The following is a 21539-nucleotide window of genomic DNA, read 5'->3' on the forward strand; positions in this document are numbered from 1 at the left end:
TCATCTGGGCTAATAGAAAGTCATATCTGTGAATATAAACGTCGCAAATTTGTTAAACGGCAACTACATCTTGCTGTTATTCGTGGTTTTAGCGCTAGGATTATGCCTGGGTAAACTACGACTGGGGCCAATCCAATTAGGTAATGCTATTGGTGTGTTAGTGGTATCACTATTGCTGGGGCAACAGCACTTTACCATCAACACAGAAGCACTGAATCTGGGCTTCATGCTATTTATTTTTTGCGTCGGTGTTGAAGCTGGCCCAAACTTCTTCTCTATTTTCTTCCGCGATGGCAAAAACTACCTGATGCTCGCCTTGGTCATGGTCGGCAGCGCAATGATTCTGGCGCTGGGGCTAGGTAAATTATTTGGCTGGGATATTGGCCTAACCGCCGGGATGCTTGCCGGATCAATGACTTCCACCCCCGTGTTGGTGGGCGCAGGCGATACGTTACGCAATACCATTGCAAATAATCCGGCACTGCAACACGCCCAAGATAACCTGAGCCTCGGTTACGCCCTAACCTATCTTATCGGGCTGGTTAGCCTGATTTTGGGGGCGCGCTATCTGCCAAAACTCCAGCATCAAGATTTGCCCACCAGCGCCCAACAAATTGCCCGTGAGCGAGGCCTGGATACGGATAGCCAGCGGAAAGTCTATTTGCCGGTCATTCGCGCTTATCGAGTTGGGCCAGAATTGGTGGCATGGGCAGATGGTAAAAATCTACGTGAATTAGGGATTTACCGGCAAACCGGTTGCTATATCGAGCGCATTCGCCGCAATGGTATTTTGGCCAATCCAGACGGTGATGCGGTGTTGCAAGTGGGCGATGAGATCTCACTGGTGGGCTACCCAGATGCCCACTCCCGCCTTGATCCGAGCTTTCGTAACGGCAAAGAGGTGTTTGACCGCGACCTGCTGGACATGCGCATTGTTACCGAAGAGATTGTGGTCAAAAACAGCAATGCTGTCGGTAAGCGGCTCAGCCACTTAAAATTGACCGACCACGGCTGTTTCCTTAACCGTGTGATCCGCAGCCAAATCGAAATGCCGATTGATGACAATGTGGTATTGAATAAAGGTGATGTGCTGCAAGTCAGCGGCGATGCACGGCGCGTCAAAAGCGTGGCAGAAAAAATAGGCTTTATCTCCATTCACAGTCAGGTCACTGACCTGCTGGCTTTCTGCGCATTCTTCATTCTGGGGCTGATGATCGGCCTGATTACCTTCCAGTTCAGTAACTTCAGTTTCGGGATTGGTAATGCCGCGGGCCTATTAATGGCCGGGATCATGCTCGGATTTCTTCGTGCCAACCACCCTACTTTTGGCTATATCCCGCAAGGTGCGCTGAATATGGTGAAAGAGTTTGGATTGATGGTCTTTATGGCTGGCGTCGGATTAAGCGCCGGTGGTGGTATCAATAGCAGCCTGGGTGCTGTCGGCGGTCAGATGTTGATTTCCGGTTTGATTGTCAGCCTGGTCCCTGTTGTTATCTGCTTCCTCTTTGGCGCTTATGTATTACGCATGAACCGCGCCCTGCTTTTCGGGGCCATTATGGGAGCACGAACCTGCGCACCTGCCATGGATATCATCAGCGACACGGCACGCAGTAACATCCCTGCGCTAGGCTATGCGGGGACCTATGCCATTGCCAACGTGCTATTGACGTTGGCAGGCTCTTTGATAGTCATTGTCTGGCCTGGAATATTAGGTTAACCCACCAAAAGGGGCATTTAAGGGAAAGCTAAACATTATTTTATTCTTTTTTCATTTACCCAGAACTTTCTTACTGGACTGGGGTCTGAATTAGTGCCACTGCTTTTCTTTGATGTCCCCATATTGAGGAGCCCGATAGTCCCGCCTTCTTAGGTTCAAGACTAGTCGGGTTTTTTCTTGCCTGGAATTCAAGCCCTTATCTATCAATATCTTACAACCACTTTACATGGCTATTGGCGATGGAGTGGCGGCAGAATTTAAAACTTATCAGCCAGTTACTCGTTTAGAAATGAATTAGCATCACTCAGATGCGATAACGTAGCCATTATTTCTGTTTCGTTACCGTGAGTTTATCACTGCATTTTTGCACGGCCCAATAAATGATAGCGCTAGCAATAACGACACCAATAGCGACTAGCCAAGCAGCAATCCCTTCATAGAAAGCGTAAGCAGTCATCAATCCTATAGCCATTAAGGACGCAACGATAACGCCAAGCATATCGAAAATAAAACGTAATAGCCCATTAATAACTTTTGATTTCATTAGCAAAACGCCCCAAGATTAAAGGGTTACTTTGAACCATTTTGCTAAGTTGAAGGAAGCGCTCAAATGGCTTTTCAAAAAGAAAGAATAACATATCGTAATCGTTAGGCCTTAGCTTGCTGTAAAGCAATGGACTTTCTCCAGCCAATTTTCGTGATGCTTCGCTAGCCCGCGCTGCAATCCCTTGGAGCATTACACCAGACACCATACCAGTAGTACCAAATCTGAAACCCAGTTTTACCAAGGAGCTAGCCGCCAGGCCGCTAACGACTTTTCCACTGATATAGCCCGATATCAACATTTGGGCCGTCATACGTGTTGCTTTCCCAGTTGCCCCATAGATCAGCTTTTCATGCAATTGGTGAATGGCTTCATCCGGTAAGTGACTGAGCGTATCATTAATAATGATATCTGCCATTTTGGCGATGATGGATCTATCACGAATAAGATTGCCAAAAGCGCTCAGGAAACGCTTATCATCAAACATATTACGTTGTTGATAATATCGCCCTCCATCCGAGAGATTCAAATCCTGAAAGGTTCGCTCAACCCCCAGATATAAGTCCATAGGAATAGACTTGATCCCCTCAGCCATAGCCTGAATAAATTTTAATGAATCCATAATATATCCCTGTTGAACTATCATTCGACATTCACATCCTGTAATGACGAACAATGAATGCCTTATCAGTCCATCATCCCAAAGGGAGCCTCATAAACGCACCTTACTTTCTCCTTGGAAAACACATCTGGTATAAATTTGATAGAAAGGGTGATATTCAGGCTTTTGGAAAGTATGTGACGTCAATCCCCACACCACAATAAAGACAGGTTATACAAACCGTTACAACATTGACCACGCAGATCAAAAATGGCCCCACCCGCGCCAGCTGTAGTCTGCCAGCTTTTCCCCCCCCATCTGACAGCTCACACAAAAAGATCCACCAACCCCACGTAATTCACACAATATTCTTTAAATTCAATGTACTAATACTTTCCCGCGGTCCACTCCGAGATCCAAAAACTGAAAAACACTGAAATTCTTTTCAATCTTTTCAGTTGGCATAACGCCGCAAAGCCCCAGCCACGGCGCGGGCTGGCGGGGTGTTTTGTAGAAATTTAAAACTGAAAAAACTTTATAACGCAAAGTGTGCAGGCGGGTGCGGTGTAGTGCCGTTTCCGTCATGATTACGTTTCTTTCGTGGCATATTCCGCTACGTGTGCGGGTCGTGGCTGGCGTGATCCATTTCGGGTATTGCGGTGTGATGATGGGTTTACTGCGTGGCATGTGGGGCCGCTGGCGATGGTTTTAGATGGGCGTAAAAAAGCCCGCGCGCGGCGGGCTGATTGGGCGAGATCGATTAGCCGATCACAGGGGAATATTTATCACGTAATCCGTCTGATTTGGCCCCAGTGGCGGTGATGCTCCCTGCGTTCAGTGGGCCATCAGTATTGGTATGAGTATGTGCGGCGGTCAGTGCTGCCAGCTCTTTCACCACATCCAGCGTATCGATCATGAGGGCCATCACGTTAATCTGCTGGCTACCAATCCACACCACCGGCGCTATCACATCCTGCCGGGCAGCGGCGATACTGCTGCGGATATTGCCAATCTTCTCTATCAAATCCTGCCCCACATCGGTGGTGAAGGTTTTGCCCACTTTGGCCATGTAACTGGCTTGGGTGGCCAGACTGTAATCTCCCTCGCTAATCTGCTGGATAGCACCGGCCAGTAAGGTGGCCGTCCCCAGCACCGTGGTTTTATCGGTGGCCTGAACGGTGGTTTCACGGGCCACCAGTGTGCGGGTTTCATCATCGGCGGTAATCACCCGGCTCATGGATTCCTCACGAATCACCTGATCGGTTTTGCGCTCCCAATCCCCCGCCACCGTCACCCGCTGCGATACGCCATCACGCTGTTGCTGTAGCTGTTCACCCGGCAGCACCGTGGGCAGATTATTGCCCTGTGATAGCGTCTGGCGCCGCCTTGCCATCATCATCCAGCAATTGCAGATTAACGGCATAGCGGGGCCGGAACGGGTCGGCCATATCACCGCTGGTCACTGCTTCGCTTGGCCCCTCAACACGGGCCATTTTTGGCAGATGTAACCCGGCTGATAGCTCCGGGCACCGATTACCGCGATATCTGGTATGACAATGAGTATGACCATTACACCCTGCCGATTGACCGGCTGGCGCTGGCACAATTGATAAATCTTAATGGCCAACATGGCGGCGTGATTTATGCCCGTAAAAATATGGTGGCATCGGATTACCAAAGCGGTGGCCTGACCCATGAAGAGATTGAAGCCGCTATTTTTGATTATTTTACCTTTGGTGATGTGGGCATTCTGAAAATCCGTAATGGCTGGGGTAACGTCATTGGTCTGGCCCCCTTACCGGCGCTGTATACCCGTATCCGCAAAAGCGGTGAATACGTGGTATTGCAGGAGGGTGAACCTCTTGTTTACCCGGAAAATGAGGTCATTTTTCTCAAACAATACGACCCGCAACAACAGGTTTATGGCCTGCCGGATTATATCGGCGGTATCCACTCCGCATTGCTCAACAGTGAAGCGGTGATTTTCCGTCGCCGCTATTACCACAATGGGGCGCACACTGGCGGTATTTTATATACCAGTGACCCGTCAATGACCGATGAAGTGGAGGAAGAAATTGAACGCCAGCTAGCTGACAGCAAAGGGATTGGTAATTTCAGCACCATCTTGGTCAACATCCCGAACGGTGACCCGGAGGCGGTGAAATTCATTCAGATGGGGGATATCAGCGCCAAAGATGAGTTTGCCAATGTGAAAAATATCAGTGCGCAGGACATTCTCAATGCTCACCGCTTCCCGGCTGGGTTAGCCGGGCAGATACCGGAAAATGCGGCGGGTTTAGGTGATCCGGAAAAAGCGCGGAACACCTACCGAAAAGATGAAATTTCACCAGTACAACGGCGCTTTAGTGCAGCCATCAGTGCCGATCCAGAGATCCCGGCACATCTACAGCTAAATTTTGATGCACAAATAGCAAACTCAGGTGCACCATGAGAGTAAACACGTTAAAATTCTATAGGTTAGCCACTTGGGGAGCCAGAAACATGCGAGTGATGAAAGTTTTATGCCCCGAATGCGGTGGCGCAGCGATTATCCGAAAAACCAACCGTAAACACCGGCAAATTTCAGATTTATATTGCGCCTGCAATGATGTGGAGTGTGGTCATACTTTCGTGATGAATGTGACCTTTTCCCACACCATTAGCCCCAGCGCCAAGACCGGGGATAAGCTGATCAAAACCGTTGTCGATTCTATGAACCCACAGCAGCGACAAATGATGCTCAGCTTGTTGCAAGGTAGTGCATCTGCCGCCATTGGATTTGATGCTGCCCCCAATCGAGGATAGGATGAGTTTGGATGCAGCAGACTGATTTTCCAGACATCCAGCTACCGAGTTGTTATTGTTTCGGTCGTGGCCAAGCCCGGTAAAGGCGTTCTGAATACCAGAAGAAATTCTGGCGAAACCCACCATAAGGTGGGTTTTGTTATTTTAGGGGTGAACCTATCCGGTAATAAAGATGGTCACTAGCGCAAGTTAAGCCATTTCTTGTGGCTCATGAGTATCTCGCTCATAAGTTCTGCGTAACACGTCAATCTGTTGCCATAAAATAAGCGAGAGAACTTCTTTTGTATCTGCTCGATCAAGGGTGACGATGGCGTAAATCAGGGCGCGGCAGTGGTCGATTAGTTCTTCTAATTCGCGGGGCGAATCATCGTACATGGCGCACCTCCAACAGGAGGGTGATAGGGAGCGATACAGGTGGGTAAGTAATGGTATTGCAAGGGGGCTTAGTCGTCGAATCCATGATGACAACCTCTCAGTTGAAGGTGGTTAAACTCACCGCCCGAGGTTCCAATCTCTTAATGGGTGGTGAACTGAGCAAGGTTGGAACTACCGGTCAACAGAGAATCCGGCGCATCTTGCGATGCCCCTGCCCAGCTCACCATTGATTACAGATGTAGCCGTGCTCCGCACATAATAACCGCTTACGCAGTTATGCGCCCTGTTGAAATACGGGGTTCCAAACCCGGCAGCAGATTTTTCCGCTGCGGCGTGACTATAGCCCAACCGCGATCCACTGTGCAATTGACCAGTATCATTTTAGGACAAACATTTTTTTTGCTGTAAAAATAGCGAGTTATTGAGGCAGTACAGGGAATAACGATGAATGATAGATCAAGAAAAGAATCAGCTGCAGTAAATAAGTAAGCAGGTGACGTTTAAGGCAACATCGCCTGCTAACATTAGGGACTCAGCCTTTGAATTAGTGGCAGAGTTGAGTCAGCTCTTTTTCACTCAGACCGGTCGTTTTCATTACGAGAGTACGATCAACGCCATTAGCCAGCATAGCGCTAGCAATTTTCAGGGCTGTTTCTTGCGCCCCTTCCATGCGGCCTTCTATGCGGCCTTTTTGTTCCAGTTTCTGTGCAATCGTCATGAGTACCTCTTCGTGCTGTGGTAGACGGTGGGCCAGTTCCCAGATAAACGTTTCCGGCGTGATAGCTTCACCATTCTGTAGCATGTAATTCATCAATGATACTAGCTGATCTTCCGTATTGTAACCTCTTGATAGCAGTGTGACCAGTGGTTCCATCAGCTCGGATATGTCACGTTGACGAATGTGCTTCTGCAACAGTTCTAGCATGGCAATGCCCCGGTGGCTCATGATCTCATCATCTGGGATCACCGTGATATCGACCAGCGGGAAGCTGCCGCCATAGAGTTGCCCGGCCAGCACTGGCTGGTTGAACGCTTGTAGCCAGCTCATGGGATACGGGTAGGGTGTGACCTGCCCATGATAGAACAGGATAGGTATCACCAGTGGCAGTTTGTCGTTACCCGCATCGAGATGGCGCTGCATGGCGGCGATGGCATAACGCATTAACCGAAAAGCCATATGCTTATCAGGTGAACTTTGATGTTCGATTAGGGCGTAAATATACCCGTCCTGCGTCTGCGTTTTCAGCGAGTAGAGTACGTCAGAGTAATAGGCCCGCAGGTTATGTTCGATAAAACTACCGGACTCCAGTTGTAGGGTATTTAAGTCACATATTTTTCGGTATTCAGGCGGTAAGTGGATCTCCAAAAAGTCACGGGCAGTTTGTTGATGGGTAAGAAATTGTTTAAAAATAGCATCATGGGGTGTAGGTGTGGTTTTCATCGGGCGATATTAACACTATTCCTTTATCATATTGAATATTAAGCTTTATTTTCAGATTTTTATTACATGCAATCAATAAGGTTACTTTTATACTGCTTCCGCAGGAGGCTATCCACACGGAGGCAGTCATGAGTTAATAAGATTTAAGAAAATAAAGTGATATACAGTCTGTGAAGTATTATTTGTATAAATTATTTTATTCAAAATATTTATAAGTTGTTTTTTGATAATAACTTTAGCTATCGGTAAGGTGGTTTTGATAACTGTTTTTTTCAATTTTATTTAATTCGTCAATTAATGCCGCTGTCATTTCTGCAATCCAAAATAGCGCTAATTCCCTGTCCTCTTCTTGGCAATTACTACTCGTGACCAACCTTGCAACCAAATCAATACGATCCAAAGCCAAAGATTCAAAAAATAGATCTGTCACGACCCTACCCCTCTATTTACTCTGTTTTCACTGTGTTTGCATACAGTACAATAATATTAAAAGATTAGGGTACTGATAACCTTACAATCTAAGGAAATTAAAGGTTCCACTAACTCCATCCCGGCCAACGTTGGTGCTCCGGTAGTGGCGCAACTTCCTCTAACCGACCATTTTTAAGCCTGACTGAACGATCAGCATAAAATTGCAGGCTGCTGCCCCGTTCCAGTATCGCTATTTCCTCCTCATTACCCCAAAAACCTCTCAGGCGTAACTCTTCTGTTAATCGTTGCCGGGACTCCGGCGTACAGTTATTGACAGAACTCCTAGCGGCGGCGTTGCCGCCAGAAAAACCTAAAACCCCGGCCTGCGCTGCGCTTTCGGCCAACTTCGGCACAATCTGCCACTTAACCAGACGGGTGCAGACGGCGGACTCCTCCCCCAGTAACGGCGAGTAGATACCCAAAACCCGTTTAACGTCTTCGGCGTAGATGTTGCCCATTTCGGTGATCTCATAGGACAGGCGCACAGTCAGACAATTCCGGCTCACCATCGGCCCGCCCTGAAACTCGGTGTAGGCATACCAGTTGCCCACATCAGCGGCAAAACGCACGTTATCCATATCCTGATCCGGCAGTATTTGCCCGTCTCCCGGCAAGCGGCGTAACTCGCGCCAGACCGTGACCGGCGCACCACCGATTTGCTGAAACTGCCGAATACGCCAACGGCTGGCCCATGCGGTGACTGCTTTGGCCATCTCGCGCGCACTGCCGCCGGTTTCGCCATCTTCTTCCTCGCCCAGCGCGTAACCGTCGATATTCTTTGAGATATATTTCGCGATATAGCCGGTTGCACTGCCTTTGGCCGGATCAATAGGTTCAGCATGGAAACGGGCTTTCAGTGCTTCGGGGCTTTGTAATGTTTCTGAATCTTCCAGCCGGGCGTAATAGCAGAGAATGTCACGCACCTGATCAACGTCTTGCGGCAGTATAAACAGCAACACATGCCAGTGTGGGGTGCCATCGTGATGCGGCTCTACCACCCGGAAACCAAAGACATTAATCCCGGCGCGGGCAATAGCGGCGCGAGATTTGGCCCATACGCTGCATAAGTATTTTTGTGTCTGACGTGGGCTGGCCCCATTCCAGTTGGTGACAAAGCCGCCACCGTGATAGACCGCATGATATTTAGACGGCGCGGTGATAGTGTAAAACTCGCCCACACAGCCCATTTCATTGGCTAAATCTTCAAAACCTCGCATTCTGACCATCAGTTCACATCTCCGTATTGCGGGATTGGCGTTACTGCCATTCACCATCTCTTCTAACGAAACCCGTTCACCGTCCTGATTTTCCAGCTCAAACGATTTGAAAAACTCCCGGTTACGCCGTTTTTGCTCTACCCATTCGGCCATGGTTGACCGGCTGACATAGGCTGACGCTGATTTCTGTACTTGCCCCACCGCAATGGCCATATGTTCACGGCGCAGATCACGCAGGCGTTTTAAACGTACACGCCACCAATCTGGTGCCATCATGCGCAGCAGGCCGGATTCAATTTTTCGCGGGTTGATTGTCTTGCGGCTGGAATTGAATTCCCGCCAGTACGGCGGTTCAGTTCCCACTTGTTTGCTCAGTTTTACAAGGCAGATATAGGCCCGTTGGGTGCGCTGCCAGAGTTCTGTTGGGTCACTGCTCTGCCCGGTGAAATTGCGTTCGATATAGTCGGTAAAACTTTCAGACATAAAATCAGCCACCCGGTGGGACAGGTTGCGTAACTCATCCCGGCCAAACGATGGCAGGCGTTCGAGATCATCAGCAAAGGGCCACGGTAAGAAACCGGGCGCGTTGATGACCGGCTGGTACTGGCGGTTAACCATCTGTAGACGTGGCAATACATTCTCGCCCACCGTAGTGCGTAAGAATGTATTGGCATGGCGACGGCCTTTTGATTGGTACAAGTTGGAATATCGATCACCAAAATAGCGGGCCAGAAATTGGGGCATCCCGCCTAAATACTGGCTGCGCCATTGGTGGTCGGTAGGGTTCTGAACAAAGAGTTCATCTTCGGTGATGCTGATATCTTGCGGGCGGCGTAGCCCCTCCGGCTCCCGACTGAACTCGCCATTAAAGGGTAAAGACAGGGATAAAAACTCCCCGTCGATAAAGTCATTGACCGGGCGCTGAATGAGAGTATTCATTCACTCCAGACTCGCCCGTAACTCATGTACCCTAGCGTTTGAGGCAGGTGCATGTGACTGACTCCAAATTTAGGTAATAAGGATCCCCGACCACCGATGGGAGGCCGTTGGTATTTGTGGCTTTGGCTAATTAATGCAGGTGTGGCGTAGTGCTGGCTGAGGCACAAGAGTGGTTAATTTGTACTAGCCCGTGGATCTCAATGGTTTTAATCCACCAGTTATTAATATTCCAAGTGACGACACCTAGCCCCAGCGCACTGGATATATAAAAAATGGCGCGAATAGAGGCTAGCGCTTCAATTTGATCACTCTTAGATTCCGCCTCACGATATGCCCGGCCCCAAAATGCCGCATTGGCCGCAAACCATTGATGGGGGTTGGTCAAATGCATGGTGTCATTAAACATCACTGGCTGTAATTCAATACGGTTGCCCACTGAACGACATTTACCCAAGAAAAATTGAGCATAATTATGGGCTACACCCCAGTGGTCAAAATCTGCCATCAAACCCGCTTTATCTACTGCGATTACTTTCATCCTATTTCCTAATTATCACTGTAATGAATATTGACCATTGGTTGGGCTGTAATCATTTCCGGGCCGTAAGTTTTGACGGGTGCCGGTTGATGCTGCGGCTTTCGGTTGCACTTATTCCCTTTCACAAAATCTAACGTACCGACTTGGCCGAACGTATCTACCAGCGCCCGTAATCGCTGAATCCCTCGCTGCAACTGATGTAATTCTTCACGGGAAAAATCATCCCACAGATACCGGCAGTGCTCTGATTTCATCCCTGCGGAGTGGAGTAAAATTCCCCGGTGCTGTGCCGGGAGTTTTTCCCATATCACCCTTGCCCGGCTGTGACTGCCGGTCACTTTGTTGCGGATAATGGCTATCCATTTGCTGTTATTGGCCGACATGGTTACCCCCTTAATCCCATCAAACGGAACCACCACCGGCGGCGCTTGGTTTTAAAGATAGGTTTACGTGATTCCCCTAGAAACACCACTCGGCTGGCGCAAGGTTGCCAGCGCTGGCCGTTTGGTAATTCAATCCAGCCGTGGTCAAAATGGCTTAATTGTTGGCTGGGTGATTGTTGTTTCAGGTAGTTAGCGAAAACTTTCATAAGTTCCTCAGTTCAGGCCCGGAACCGTCCGCTAGCGCTGATAAAGTCAACCGCTGCGGCCAGTGCTGGCGTGGATTGGAAACGCGCTTCAACCGAGACAACAATCAGCGACAGGTCACGAATGGCCTGATTCGCACGGTCAAGAATGGCGTTTCTACGGGATTGCGTCATAGGCCCGGCGGTGACGGTTTCACCGGCAATTGCGCCGATTGCCGCCGTCGCGCTCAAGGTATGAATAGGTAAATTAGCGGGATTGGCTTCATTAACCGGTACCGCTGGCAAGCATTGCAGTTGAGACAGCAAGCCATCTAACAGCGTTGGATCTTCGGTAATGTCAGTGAGCGTCAACAGTTCGATGCAGCTCAACTGGTGCGGCTGGTCAGGATTAAGTTTATTACGCAGGGTCTGCGGCTTCATACCGATTTGCTCGGCAACCGCCGTTAAATTGTTATTCCGGGCGAAAGCACGGCATGACATATCAAAGCGCGGGTGTTTAGAAAGCTGGAAATCAAACATGGTCGATACCCTCCCAATAACGCAATATCGAACTAGGCGATTGCAATATCACAATTCGAGAGAGCATCTACGGTGAGTGCGGCCATGTTGATCATGACTTTTTCGCGCTTCATATCTTTACGCAGGCGATGACGAACCAAGCGACCATCAGCAAGCATTGCTCTAATGGTGTCAGAATCTAAGCCCGTTAATTCACTATATTTCTCTACTGTGACATGGGGGGTCAGAAGAGTGATTGAAATGTTAGGTCTCATAGTGCAACATCTCCGATTGGCTTGTGGTGAGCCGTAATAAGTAGTTTTTAACAGTTGTGATTCCCAAAACGAACTCACGGATGCACTTTAAGTTCGCTTTAGGAATCTGTAAATGGATTTTGTTCGTTGAGGCGTACTTTATGGATTTCAAAAGCGGAGGGCGTAAAGCAATTGACCGTCTGATTGAGGCCTATGGCTTCACTACACGGCAGGCTTTATGTGATCATTTAGGGGTTTCAAAAAGTACCCTCGCGACCCGATATATGCGGGATATATTCCCTGCGGAATGGATTATTCAAGGCGCACTTGAAACCGGTGTTTCCCTATCATGGTTAACAACCGGTGAAGGTGTGATGTTTGAAAACGCCAAACTGAATGACGTTGTACAAATTCCGCGCAAAAAATTATTAGATGGAAAACTTTACGACTCAAATTTCTATATGTTCGATAAGGCGTTCTTGCCTGATGGATTGAAAGATCCGGTAGTTATCCTTGATGGTGATATCACCTATATTGCTGACCGCAAGTTCGATGAAGTACAGGATGGTAAATGGGTTGTGGATATAGAGGGAACAATCAGTGCTCGGGATATTATTCGTCTTCCGGGCGGCAAAGTGCGGATTGAGGGTGGAAAATATTCGTTCGATTGTAATTTAGTCGATATATCTGTTCTTTATAAGTCTGTTATAAAGTGTTCAACTTTATTTTAAATACAGTATTAACGACATCTGTAATTAACAGTTTTATAGCTATATTAGGGGAATGTTATGTCACGAAGTTTCGCGGTGTGGGGTTGTAGGGATTACAATAGTAGTCAAATGTATCGAAGTGAACATGTTTCATTTTTAAAAGAACTCCATGTGAATTTTTGGGCAATAAACTCAACTAAATTATATTGCCTCGACTTCGGACTATCATTTGTCCCCCCTAAAGATGATGAGATAGCCTCTAAAGGTGCTATATGCATTTTTTTACCGTTTAAAAAGAAAAAAGATGATTTTATTGATTTAAGCGAGAGTTTAGACAGAAATAAAGATCTTGTGACCGCGGTGTTTAATGAATACTTGATTAAGAGTGAATCTATTGCAAGTAAGTTTCTAAAAATAGAGCTAACCAATAAAGGAAGTCTAGTCATAAATACGAAGTTAGAATTCGTTAACGGGACTCTCGATAAACGAGTGAGCATTACGAATAGAAGCGATGGAACTCTTATAGCATTTAAACTAAACGAGTGCCTTTCGGTTAACTCTGATGACGATCACTACATCAGATTTCGGTTAATGCTTACAGAAACTGAAGTAAGAGAAATCGTCAAGACTTTTTATCCTAATGATTCATTTCTTAAAAGCAATTTAGAACGTTCGGATATTATTGATTTCAGGATAAATGAACAACGTAATTTGCCTCCTGAAATTTCATCTACACTGGCGGGAGCTGCATGCACCCCTGAAAAATATCATTTCTTCGTAATCAGAGATATGATTGATGAATCATCATTAACAGGTAGAGATTTTCAAGGCAGTAGAATTCTAGAATCCACAACTTGGGCAAAATATTTTTCCGAGAAAATTTCATTTAAAAAACAAGACCCAATGATATATCACTGGAAATTTAGTCCAAAAGAAAGTACTCGTTTAACTGATTTTTCAGTTGTTGTGAAATTTAAAAATACTAAAGCAAAAATAACAAAAGTATTTAGCTATGTTTTTTATGTTCTTGCGATTTCATTCATAATGAAATATGTACCTGCAGGTGAAATAAAAAGTAGCTATCTAGGATATGGTGTATTGGCTCTTATCTTATTATACATAGCTATTCATTTTATGCTTTATAGAAAAGACTAAAAAAAACAAAATATAATACATAAAAAACAAGGAGTTATTAATGGAAAATTTAAAATATATCCCTTTCAGTCAAGTTAACTTTGATGATGTCTTTTTTGATTCATTGAAACAAGACTATATACATGGTTTCCTTACATGGATTGAAAATAAAAAGTCTTCTAACAATGACTATGCTTATGTCCTGTATTCTGACAGCAATGATATAGAAGGCTTCATGTACTTAAAGGTAGAGACCGGCACTGTAGATGATGTTGAGCCACACATAATAGCCAACAAACATTTAAAAGTCGGTACGTTTAAGTTCAATCAAAAAGGAACGTCACGAGGTCAACGTTTTTTAAAAAAAATATTCGACCATGCATTAAGAGAAAAAGTCGATGATATATATGTGACTGTTTTTGATAAACATAATGTTCTAATCCGCTTGTTCCAAAAATATGGATTTTTACGATATGGTAAAAAAACCTCATTAAATGGCACCGAGAACGTTCTAGTACGAGAAATGAATAAATCCCACATTATTGGAGATATATTTTCTGACTATCCATACATTAACAATAGAAATAATGAGAAAAAATACATACTATCTATATACCCAAAATTTCATACGAGACTCTTCCCTGACTCAATTTTAGTTACTGAATCTCCAGATATATTAAAAGATGTATCACATGCAAATAGCATTCGAAAAATATATATTTGTGGCATGAAAGATGTTGAGCTAATGAGGCCAAATGACATTATTGTCATATATAGAACAAGTGATAACAAAGGCCCTGCCCATTATAGATCTGTAGCGACATCTCTTTGTGTCGTAGAAAAAGTAAAAAATATAAACTCATTCGTTAGTGAAAAGGAGTTTATAGATTACTGCTTTAAATTCAGTGTATTCACAGTCTCTGAATTAAGTGAATTTTATAAAACAAAAAAATACCCTTATATAATAAGTTTTACATATAACGCAGCTTTACCGAAACGTTTAAATCGTGCTACACTAATAAATGAAGCGGGGTTAAATCCTAATGCCTATTGGGGTGTTATGAAATTAACAGATGCAGAATTTAATAGAATATTAGAATTAGGTAATATAGATGAAAGTATTATTGTCGATTAAACCTGAATTCGTAGAAAGAATTCTTGATGGCTCGAAAAGATTTGAGTTCAGAAAAGGAGTCTTCAAAAATAGCAACGTTAAATCAGTTGTTATTTATGCGACGATGCCTATTGGCATGATTGTCGGTGAATTCGACATAGCTGATGTAATTGAAGATACTCCATCAATCGTTTGGAAAAAAACGCAGAAGTATGCTGGAATAAGTAAACATTTCTTCGACAGTTATTTTGATAGTAGAGAACGTGCAGTTGCCATACAAATTAGCAATGTTCGCAAATATGAGACTCCTATGTTGCTAAGTTCTTTAGGTGAAAATATTTCCGCGCCTCAATCATACCGTTACTTACCTAATTGATATTGGCGGGTAGTTACCTCAGCTACCCGCTAGTACTTCTCGTCCCTTTCTTGTTTACTCTTTCCAAATCAAACATTGACCACTGTCTATGCATACAGTTAAATACTCCTTTATCTTCCAAGGGGGTTCTCAATGTCAGTACGCAAACAACCAACAGGCCAATGGTTATGTGAGTGCTACCCGGCAGGCCGTACAGGTCGCCGGGTGAGAAAAATGTTTGCGACGAAAGGTGAAGCCTTAGCCTTTGAACGTTACACCATGGATCAGGTGAACAATAAGCCTTGGTTGGGTGATGCACCAGACCGCCGCACATTAAGCGAGATTGCCGAACTTTGGTACAACCTGCATGGTCGTTCTCTGGAAGCCGGTGAAAAAATTTATAAAAAACTAGAATTGATAGTTGCCGCGCTGGGTAATCCCCCCGCTCATAGTTTGAGTGGCAAAGATTTTGCTCACTACCGCTCTAAACGTTTATCTGGCGAAATTTACTTTTCTGAGAAATGGAAGAAAGGCGCAAAGCCGGTAACCGTGAATCTGGAACAAAGTTTTTTAAGCGGTATGTTTAGCGAATTGGCCAGATTAGGCGAATGGAACTTACCGAACCCATTAGACAATCTGCGCAAGTACGCCGTGGCAGAAAAAGAAATGGCGTGGCTCACCCATGAGCAGATTAAAACTCTATTGGCCGCATGTAGTCTTGGCCGGGCAGATTTGCCAATGGTAGTAAAAGTTTGTCTCAGCACTGGGGCGCGATGGAATGAAGCGGAAAAGCTCACCCGCTCACAGGTCAGCCCGAATAAAATTACCTTTATCAGAACAAAAGGGAAAAAGAACCGTAGCGTGCCAATCAGCAAAGAACTTCATGACGAGTTAGTCGCGTTAGAGGGTGATCGGCTTTTCAGTGAGTGCTATTTTCGCTTTATGGCTGCAATCAACACCACAGACATAAAGTTACCCACTGGTCAGCTCACGCATGTTTTGCGCCATACCTTTGCCGCTCACTTTATGATGTCCGGGGGCAACATTCTGGTATTGCAGCGCATCCTTGGTCACAGTGATATTCAGATGACAATGCGTTATGCTCACTTCGCGCCAGAACACTTAGAAACCGCAGTGCAGTTCAATCCTTTAGCAACTATAAATATTGGCATTGAAATATAAATCTCATTGCCAATGTGAGACTAATTAATATTTATTAAGGCTATTTTCGCATAACCTTAACACAAGGTGTTAAATAATAAATAATTTTAAACATAGACCTCGAACTCATCATCTCTACCTATAACTTTACACTCTTTAGATGTATATTCGACTTTTTCCACTTCTAATATTTTATCGCTACCATCAACGAACTTCATTTTTTCAGGAGTAAATACCACAAGATTTTTCCCTTCACCTACTGTACTTGAAAAAAGAATTCCATCATAACCCTGTTGTCTAATACAATCAGAAATAAGCTGAGACAAAATATAACGCCCTTTTAAGGACGGTGGTGTCGCCTTATTAAATATATTAGCCATTGTTGCATACATTCTCATACTATCTAATTTATCCTCACTATCATAAAAATCTATTAAGTTTGGATAAGAAAAATCAAAAACATCCAAGTCAGACATATTGACAAACTCAGCAACTGATACAATATCAGTTGGGTGAGGTCTCACTTCCGCAATGGCTGTATTCATATCTGTAGCACAATATAGGAAAGATACCCCTGCCCTGTTTGCTCTACCTTGATCTGCTAGCAGTGGTGGAACCGCTGATATGTCATCATTGACATATGGGGCATAGAAACTTTGTCCTTTTCGATTAAATCCATCATATGCAATTTTAGATTTTGAATATCCAACTCTCGCCCTATAAAAAAAAGTATTTTCAGTAATTTTCTTTAAAAAAGAATTACCATAAGAAGAAATAATTTCTTTTATATATCCCTCATGTTCGAAGTGGTTACCTTTTTCTAGTTTTTCTTGTAAATATCTAATCCCTCTAACTTCTTGGTTTTTTATAGCTTCCAGTAACATATTTTGCTGACCATCGCTGTATCCTGCGAAAATTGGAATATTTCCGTAGACATCAATTATTGAATATAACTCATCATTTAAGTCATCACATACTTCATTATTGGATAATACGTCATCAGAAAATATAAATCCATCGTCTAATAACAAACCATGAAAAGTCTCATCTCCACCAATATGGTCGTTATATTGAAACTCATCATAATTATAGCGAATTAAAGACTTCATCATTGTTTGAACATCATATGATTCAGTATCAAGACATATTTTCTGATTCCCCCCACACACACAGCAATCAGAAAAAATTTGATCTTTATTAATTACAAATTTAATATTTTCTTCTAAGATATGGTCAATACATATTATCACAAGAGTTATATCCTAAATTTAATTTATTGAGCTGATGGATTATATATGGCTTGTATATTAGCTGATTTATGCTCTTTTGAAAATTGAGATGCCTCTAACATTTTGAAGATAACGTACAAAAAATCCTAATGATGCATACACTGGCGACAAAGTGGCGGCGGAGGTTATTCTTCCCTAGTATTTACTACCCCTCAATAACTAATCAACTCATTGTATTTATTGTATATTGTTGTTTTATATAGAGTAATGAGACTATCGGGTTTTTTCTTGCCTGGAATTTGAGTTCTGCCCCTCATATCCCCCTTAAGGCTTTCTTAAGACAAAATTATTACAGTAATAACATTCCCTATTTCTGCTCAGGTTATTTCGTGAAGACCAGCAAACACCCACCTCAATGCAAACACGCGCCTCAATATGAGGCCACCACACCAACATTAAATAGCATCTCAACAACACCAACAATTAAGACAAACTCCCTTTACTCATTGCCACTAACATTCTATTTTTGGCAGGCTTTTGGGTTGGCAATCAGTGGATTACTCTTTCTCTGGCTAGCCCGCAACGAGCAGTTGGATTGGCTTATCAGTAATTATTGGTTTGATCCCGTCGGGCGGAACTTTCCGCTGGAACATAACTACTGGCTGGATTTACTGAATCACCGGCTATTAAAAATCACCATTATCAGCGCTGCTGTGGTGGCTTTGTTATGGGGTCTTTATCGCCGAAATGGGCGAATAGTCACCAGTATGCTGTTGTTTGGTATTGGCCCGTTGGTGATAGGCATTCTAAAAGCCACCAGTGCACACTCATGCCCTTGGGATCTGATGGCGTATGGCGGGAAATCCCTCAGTTATGTGCTGATGGGGAGTGCGCCTGTCGGTGCAGGCCCTGGCCACTGCTTTCCTGGAGGCCATGCATCCAGCGGTTTTGCTGTTATGGCACTGTTTTTCTTGTTTTATCCGGAGCGGCCACGGCTGGCGACCCTGTGTTGGTTCGTCGGTGTCACTCTTGGCATGTTGATGGGGTTTGGTCAAGTTATGCGCGGCGCACACTTCCTGACTCACAACCTGTGGGCGGGTTGGTGGGTATGGCTTAGCCAGTTAGCTCTGTTTTGGATGATTAGCGGTTATTACAACCGTGATTAAAGGACAAAATAATGGAACAAATGAATTACTTTTTCTTTTCCATGATTAATGCGACTCCCGCATCATCACCATGGATGATTTCTTTTGCGACCTTCATCGCACGTGACTTGATCATGATTGTTCCTGTGTTGCTGGTAGGCTTGTGGCTATGGGGGCCGAAAAACACCATGGACTTACAGCGCACAATGGTCTCCAAGGCAGCTATTGCTCTCGCTTTTTCCATGCTTTCAGCGGCGTGTATCGGCATGCTTCTCCCCCACGACCGGCCTTTTGCCGTTGGCCTTGGCTATAATTATCTAAGTCATGCCCCGGATAGCTCTTTCCCGAGTGACCATGGCACCGCTATCTTTACCTTCGCCTTAGCCTTTGTTTTCTGGCACAAAATCTGGCCCGCGATCACAATGATGGTGATAGCTATTGCCATTGCCTGGTCACGGGTCTATCTGGGGGTTCATTGGCCATTAGATATGGTGGGGGCTTTCTTGCTAGGGATTATCGGTTGCCTGTTCGCTCAGTTAGTGTGGAATCTATTCGGAGATGCTATCTCGAGTGGCATGAAGCGCCTTTATCACCTGAGTTTTGCCTTACCGATCAGTCGCGGGTGGGTCAGAAGCTAACAACGCCACGTTATTTATCTCACATTGCCGATTGCCCCATAATGATCGGCACTGTTTTCAGCTTACCCCCACGTTAAAAAATATTTTTAAATCAATAAATAACAAACAGACCTATCTCCCCCTCACTATTAATGTTACTTAAATAACAAAAATCATTGTAACCAGTGAATGTTAGCTTTGTTTTACCCCAAGAAATGTTACCATTATAACAACAGAGCCAACTTACAGATAAACAAAAGGATAATAATCATGACAATCAATTACGCTAATTATATCGACCATACCCTCTTGGCAATGGATGCCACCGAAGCACAAATTATTAAGCTGTGTGAAGAAGCCAAACAACACCATTTCTATGCTGTATGTGTGAACTCAGGTTATGTTCCACTGGCGGCTCAGCAGTTAGCCGGCAGCCCAGTTAAAGTGTGTTCAGTCATTGGCTTCCCATTGGGTGCGGGTCTGACTGAAGCAAAAGCGTTTGAAGCTCAAGCGGCTATCAATGCCGGCGCACAAGAGATTGATATGGTTATCAATGTTGGCTGGCTGAAAAGCGGAAAAATAGCTGAAGTCAAAGCCGATATTAAGGCCGTGCGTGATAATTGCGCCTCCACACCGTTGAAGGTAATATTAGAAACTTGCCTGCTCAGCGACGCACAAATCGTCCAGGTGTGTGAGATGTGTCGTGAGTTAGATGTTGCCTTTGTGAAAACTTCAACAGGTTTCAGCACCGGTGGCGCTAAAGAGGAGCATGTAAAATTGATGCGTACCACGGTAGGCCCGGTGATGGGGGTTAAGGCATCCGGTGCCGTTCGTGACCGAGCCACTGCTGAAAAAATGATTCAGGCAGGAGCAACTCGAATTGGTACCAGCTCTGGGGTTGCTATCGTTTCAGGCCAGCAAGCGGCCGAGTCAAGCTACTAACATATGATAAGCCCGGTTAATACCGGGCTTATTTATTGCCCTGTGCTGTTTTGCAGCCCAGGGTATAGCAAATTTTTTCAGGAATCTCTTATGGAAACCCGCCGTGCAGAACGAATTAATAAACTTACTCAGGTCCTAAAGCGTTCCGATAAAATCCATCTAAAAGAGGCCGCAAACCTGCTACGGGTTTCAGAGATGACCATCCGGCGGGATCTTAGCGCCGAACCGACCGCAGTTATTTTACTCGGCGGGTATGTGGTGATGGACCCCAAAAGCAACAATGCCAATAGCTATTTTGTCTCTGATCAACAGGCCAAGCAGGTTGAGGAGAAACGGCGCATTGGTCAGTTAGCAGCTCGCCTGATAGTGGAAAACGATACCGTTTTTTTTGACTGCGGTACCACCATCCCCTCAATCATTGACGAGATCGATGAAGAACTAACATTTACCGCAATTTGTTACTCCCTTAACACCTTTCTCTCCCTGCAAGATAAGCCCAATTGCAAAGTCATCCTGTGTGGCGGTGAGTTCAAACCCAATAACTATATTTTCACCCCTATCAGCCAGCATAATGAACTGGATAATATCTGCCCGAATAAAGCTTTTATCTCGGCGGCGGGAGTTTCAATTGAGTATGGCGCAACCTGTTTCAACTTCGATGAGATCCTGTTGAAGCATCGTGCCATTGCCAAATCTCAGCATAAAATTCTGGTCGCCGACCACAGTAAGTTTGGCAACATAAAGCCCGCCAGTATAGGTGCTTTGACTCTCTTTGATGCAGTAGTCACTGACCGTCAGCCTGATGCTGAATTCAGTCAGTTCTTTTTAGCGCAGGGCATCAAGATCGACTGTTAACCTTGAATTACATAGTAAAAATATTATTTTTATCTTCGACGGGTGGTTTGCTCTACCCGTGAATTACTAGGCAAAAATCTGACTATATTTAGGTTGTATAAATCCCGCCTAATAACCATATTTTATTTATGGTTAAGCAATATTCCCATCTTGAAATTTTTAAAACACAATTTCATTATTTATCTGGTTCCGATAAGCGCTGAATTTAAGGTAAATTAATTTAACATTTAGCCTTCTTTTAACCCATTTAAATAAGAGAATAGCGGAAGCTTTTGTCTGACAAATTACCGA

General features: G+C 44.8%; 26 protein-coding genes and 1 pseudogene. 13 read left to right on the plus strand and 14 right to left on the minus strand.

Annotated elements, in window-relative coordinates; translation table 11 throughout:
* Positions 1-28 precede the first annotated feature (28 nt).
* Complete coding sequence (locus HRK25_RS18420) at positions 29-1717, plus strand: aspartate:alanine antiporter (RefSeq protein ID WP_032898269.1); 1689 nt, start codon at positions 29-31, stop codon at positions 1715-1717.
* Positions 1718-2042: 325 nt separating this feature from the next.
* On the opposite strand, the gene HRK25_RS18425 is transcribed toward HRK25_RS18420, so the two are convergent.
* The 3 genes from HRK25_RS18425 to HRK25_RS18435 all read right to left on the minus strand — a co-directional run bounded on the left by HRK25_RS18425 (position 2043) and on the right by HRK25_RS18435 (position 3447).
* Positions 2043-2261, minus strand: a complete 219-nt coding sequence (locus HRK25_RS18425; protein WP_032898268.1) for a hypothetical protein — start codon at positions 2259-2261, stop codon at positions 2043-2045.
* Positions 2242-2883: a hypothetical protein gene (locus HRK25_RS18430; RefSeq protein WP_032898267.1), complete on the minus strand. Its 642-nt coding sequence runs from the start codon at positions 2881-2883 to the stop codon at positions 2242-2244. Before HRK25_RS18430 ends, HRK25_RS18425 begins: the two co-directional genes overlap by 20 nt.
* A gap of 357 nt (positions 2884-3240) precedes the next feature.
* On the minus strand, positions 3241-3447 hold the full coding sequence (locus tag HRK25_RS18435) for a hypothetical protein (protein WP_032898266.1): 207 nt from the start codon (positions 3445-3447) through the stop codon (positions 3241-3243).
* On the opposite strand from HRK25_RS18435, the gene HRK25_RS20325 reads away from it, so the two are divergent.
* Positions 3446-3574: a hypothetical protein gene (locus HRK25_RS20325; protein WP_005276305.1), complete on the plus strand. Its 129-nt coding sequence runs from the start codon at positions 3446-3448 to the stop codon at positions 3572-3574. The two genes, HRK25_RS18435 and HRK25_RS20325, sit on opposite strands and share 2 nt — an antisense overlap.
* Positions 3575-3622: 48 nt before the next feature.
* Here HRK25_RS20325 and HRK25_RS18440 read toward each other — a convergent pair.
* A pseudogene (locus tag HRK25_RS18440) lies at positions 3623-4397 on the minus strand (hypothetical protein); the annotation flags it as partial.
* Between HRK25_RS18440 and HRK25_RS18445 the strand changes: the two are divergent.
* Together HRK25_RS18445 and HRK25_RS18450 are read left to right on the plus strand one after the other, a co-directional pair.
* Entirely contained in the window at positions 4358-5314 is a 957-nt protein-coding gene (locus HRK25_RS18445) for a phage portal protein (RefSeq protein ID WP_005276300.1), read from the plus strand. The pseudogene HRK25_RS18440 and the gene HRK25_RS18445 overlap by 40 nt on opposite strands.
* Before the next feature lie 50 nt (positions 5315-5364).
* The gene (locus HRK25_RS18450) at positions 5365-5667 is read left to right on the plus strand and encodes an Ogr/Delta-like zinc finger protein (protein WP_005276298.1); all 303 of its coding nucleotides are present in this window, start codon (positions 5365-5367) and stop codon (positions 5665-5667) included.
* Between the two features lie 189 nt (positions 5668-5856).
* On the opposite strand, the gene HRK25_RS18455 is transcribed toward HRK25_RS18450, so the two are convergent.
* The 9 genes from HRK25_RS18455 to HRK25_RS18500 form a co-directional block, all read right to left on the minus strand.
* Complete coding sequence (locus HRK25_RS18455) at positions 5857-6042, minus strand: hypothetical protein (RefSeq protein WP_005276294.1); 186 nt, start codon at positions 6040-6042, stop codon at positions 5857-5859.
* 544 nt (positions 6043-6586) lie between these two features.
* Positions 6587-7483, minus strand: coding sequence for an Rpn family recombination-promoting nuclease/putative transposase (locus HRK25_RS18465; RefSeq protein ID WP_005276290.1), 897 nt, complete (start codon positions 7481-7483; stop codon positions 6587-6589).
* A 235-nt stretch (positions 7484-7718) separates the two neighbouring features.
* A complete protein-coding gene (locus HRK25_RS18470) occupies positions 7719-7913 on the minus strand; it encodes a hypothetical protein (RefSeq protein WP_005276288.1) in 195 nt (64 codons plus the stop codon).
* A 109-nt stretch (positions 7914-8022) separates the two neighbouring features.
* On the minus strand, positions 8023-10110 hold the full coding sequence (locus HRK25_RS18475) for a replication endonuclease (protein WP_005276286.1): 2088 nt from the start codon (positions 10108-10110) through the stop codon (positions 8023-8025).
* A 130-nt stretch (positions 10111-10240) separates the two neighbouring features.
* A complete protein-coding gene (locus tag HRK25_RS18480; RefSeq protein WP_005276285.1) occupies positions 10241-10648 on the minus strand; it encodes a hypothetical protein in 408 nt (135 codons plus the stop codon).
* Between the two features lie 8 nt (positions 10649-10656).
* Positions 10657-11031, minus strand: a complete 375-nt coding sequence (locus HRK25_RS18485) for a hypothetical protein (RefSeq protein WP_005276282.1) — start codon at positions 11029-11031, stop codon at positions 10657-10659.
* A gap of 2 nt (positions 11032-11033) precedes the next feature.
* Positions 11034-11237: a phage filamentation protein Fil family protein gene (locus HRK25_RS18490; RefSeq protein ID WP_005276280.1), complete on the minus strand. Its 204-nt coding sequence runs from the start codon at positions 11235-11237 to the stop codon at positions 11034-11036.
* A 12-nt stretch (positions 11238-11249) separates the two neighbouring features.
* Complete coding sequence (locus HRK25_RS18495; RefSeq protein WP_005276278.1) at positions 11250-11753, minus strand: phage regulatory CII family protein; 504 nt, start codon at positions 11751-11753, stop codon at positions 11250-11252.
* Between the two features lie 32 nt (positions 11754-11785).
* A complete protein-coding gene (locus HRK25_RS18500; RefSeq protein WP_005171278.1) occupies positions 11786-12007 on the minus strand; it encodes a hypothetical protein in 222 nt (73 codons plus the stop codon).
* Positions 12008-12147: 140 nt separating this feature from the next.
* Between HRK25_RS18500 and HRK25_RS18505 the strand changes: the two genes are divergently transcribed.
* From HRK25_RS18505 to HRK25_RS18525, 5 genes are all read left to right on the plus strand, one after another.
* Positions 12148-12717, plus strand: a complete 570-nt coding sequence (locus HRK25_RS18505) for a phage repressor protein CI (protein ID WP_005276273.1) — start codon at positions 12148-12150, stop codon at positions 12715-12717.
* Between the two features lie 57 nt (positions 12718-12774).
* Positions 12775-13851: a hypothetical protein gene (locus HRK25_RS18510; protein WP_005276272.1), complete on the plus strand. Its 1077-nt coding sequence runs from the start codon at positions 12775-12777 to the stop codon at positions 13849-13851.
* A 40-nt stretch (positions 13852-13891) separates the two neighbouring features.
* Entirely contained in the window at positions 13892-14965 is a 1074-nt protein-coding gene (locus HRK25_RS18515) for a hypothetical protein (RefSeq protein ID WP_005276270.1), read from the plus strand.
* Positions 14943-15320: an ASCH domain-containing protein gene (locus HRK25_RS18520; RefSeq protein ID WP_032898263.1), complete on the plus strand. Its 378-nt coding sequence runs from the start codon at positions 14943-14945 to the stop codon at positions 15318-15320. Before HRK25_RS18515 ends, HRK25_RS18520 begins: the two co-directional genes overlap by 23 nt.
* Positions 15321-15452: 132 nt before the next feature.
* A complete protein-coding gene (locus tag HRK25_RS18525; RefSeq protein ID WP_005276262.1) occupies positions 15453-16481 on the plus strand; it encodes a phage integrase in 1029 nt (342 codons plus the stop codon).
* A gap of 86 nt (positions 16482-16567) precedes the next feature.
* On the opposite strand, the gene HRK25_RS18530 is transcribed toward HRK25_RS18525, so the two are convergent.
* Complete coding sequence (locus HRK25_RS18530) at positions 16568-17710, minus strand: RES family NAD+ phosphorylase (RefSeq protein WP_005276259.1); 1143 nt, start codon at positions 17708-17710, stop codon at positions 16568-16570.
* Positions 17711-18195: 485 nt separating this feature from the next.
* Here HRK25_RS18530 and HRK25_RS18535 point away from each other — a divergent pair, with 485 nt between their 5' ends.
* The 4 genes from HRK25_RS18535 to deoR all read left to right on the plus strand — a co-directional run bounded on the left by HRK25_RS18535 (position 18196) and on the right by deoR (position 21248).
* A complete protein-coding gene (locus tag HRK25_RS18535) occupies positions 18196-18855 on the plus strand; it encodes a phosphatase PAP2 family protein (protein ID WP_005276254.1) in 660 nt (219 codons plus the stop codon).
* Between the two features lie 11 nt (positions 18856-18866).
* Positions 18867-19472: an undecaprenyl-diphosphate phosphatase gene (ybjG, locus tag HRK25_RS18540; protein ID WP_005276249.1), complete on the plus strand. Its 606-nt coding sequence runs from the start codon at positions 18867-18869 to the stop codon at positions 19470-19472.
* Between the two features lie 249 nt (positions 19473-19721).
* Entirely contained in the window at positions 19722-20393 is a 672-nt protein-coding gene (gene deoC / locus HRK25_RS18545; protein ID WP_005276247.1) for a deoxyribose-phosphate aldolase, read from the plus strand.
* Between the two features lie 90 nt (positions 20394-20483).
* Positions 20484-21248, plus strand: a complete 765-nt coding sequence (gene deoR, locus HRK25_RS18550) for a DNA-binding transcriptional repressor DeoR (RefSeq protein WP_032898262.1) — start codon at positions 20484-20486, stop codon at positions 21246-21248.
* Positions 21249-21539 lie beyond the last annotated feature (291 nt).

The organism is Yersinia bercovieri ATCC 43970, assembly GCF_013282745.1.
Taxonomy (GTDB): Bacteria; Pseudomonadota; Gammaproteobacteria; order Enterobacterales; family Enterobacteriaceae; genus Yersinia; species Yersinia bercovieri.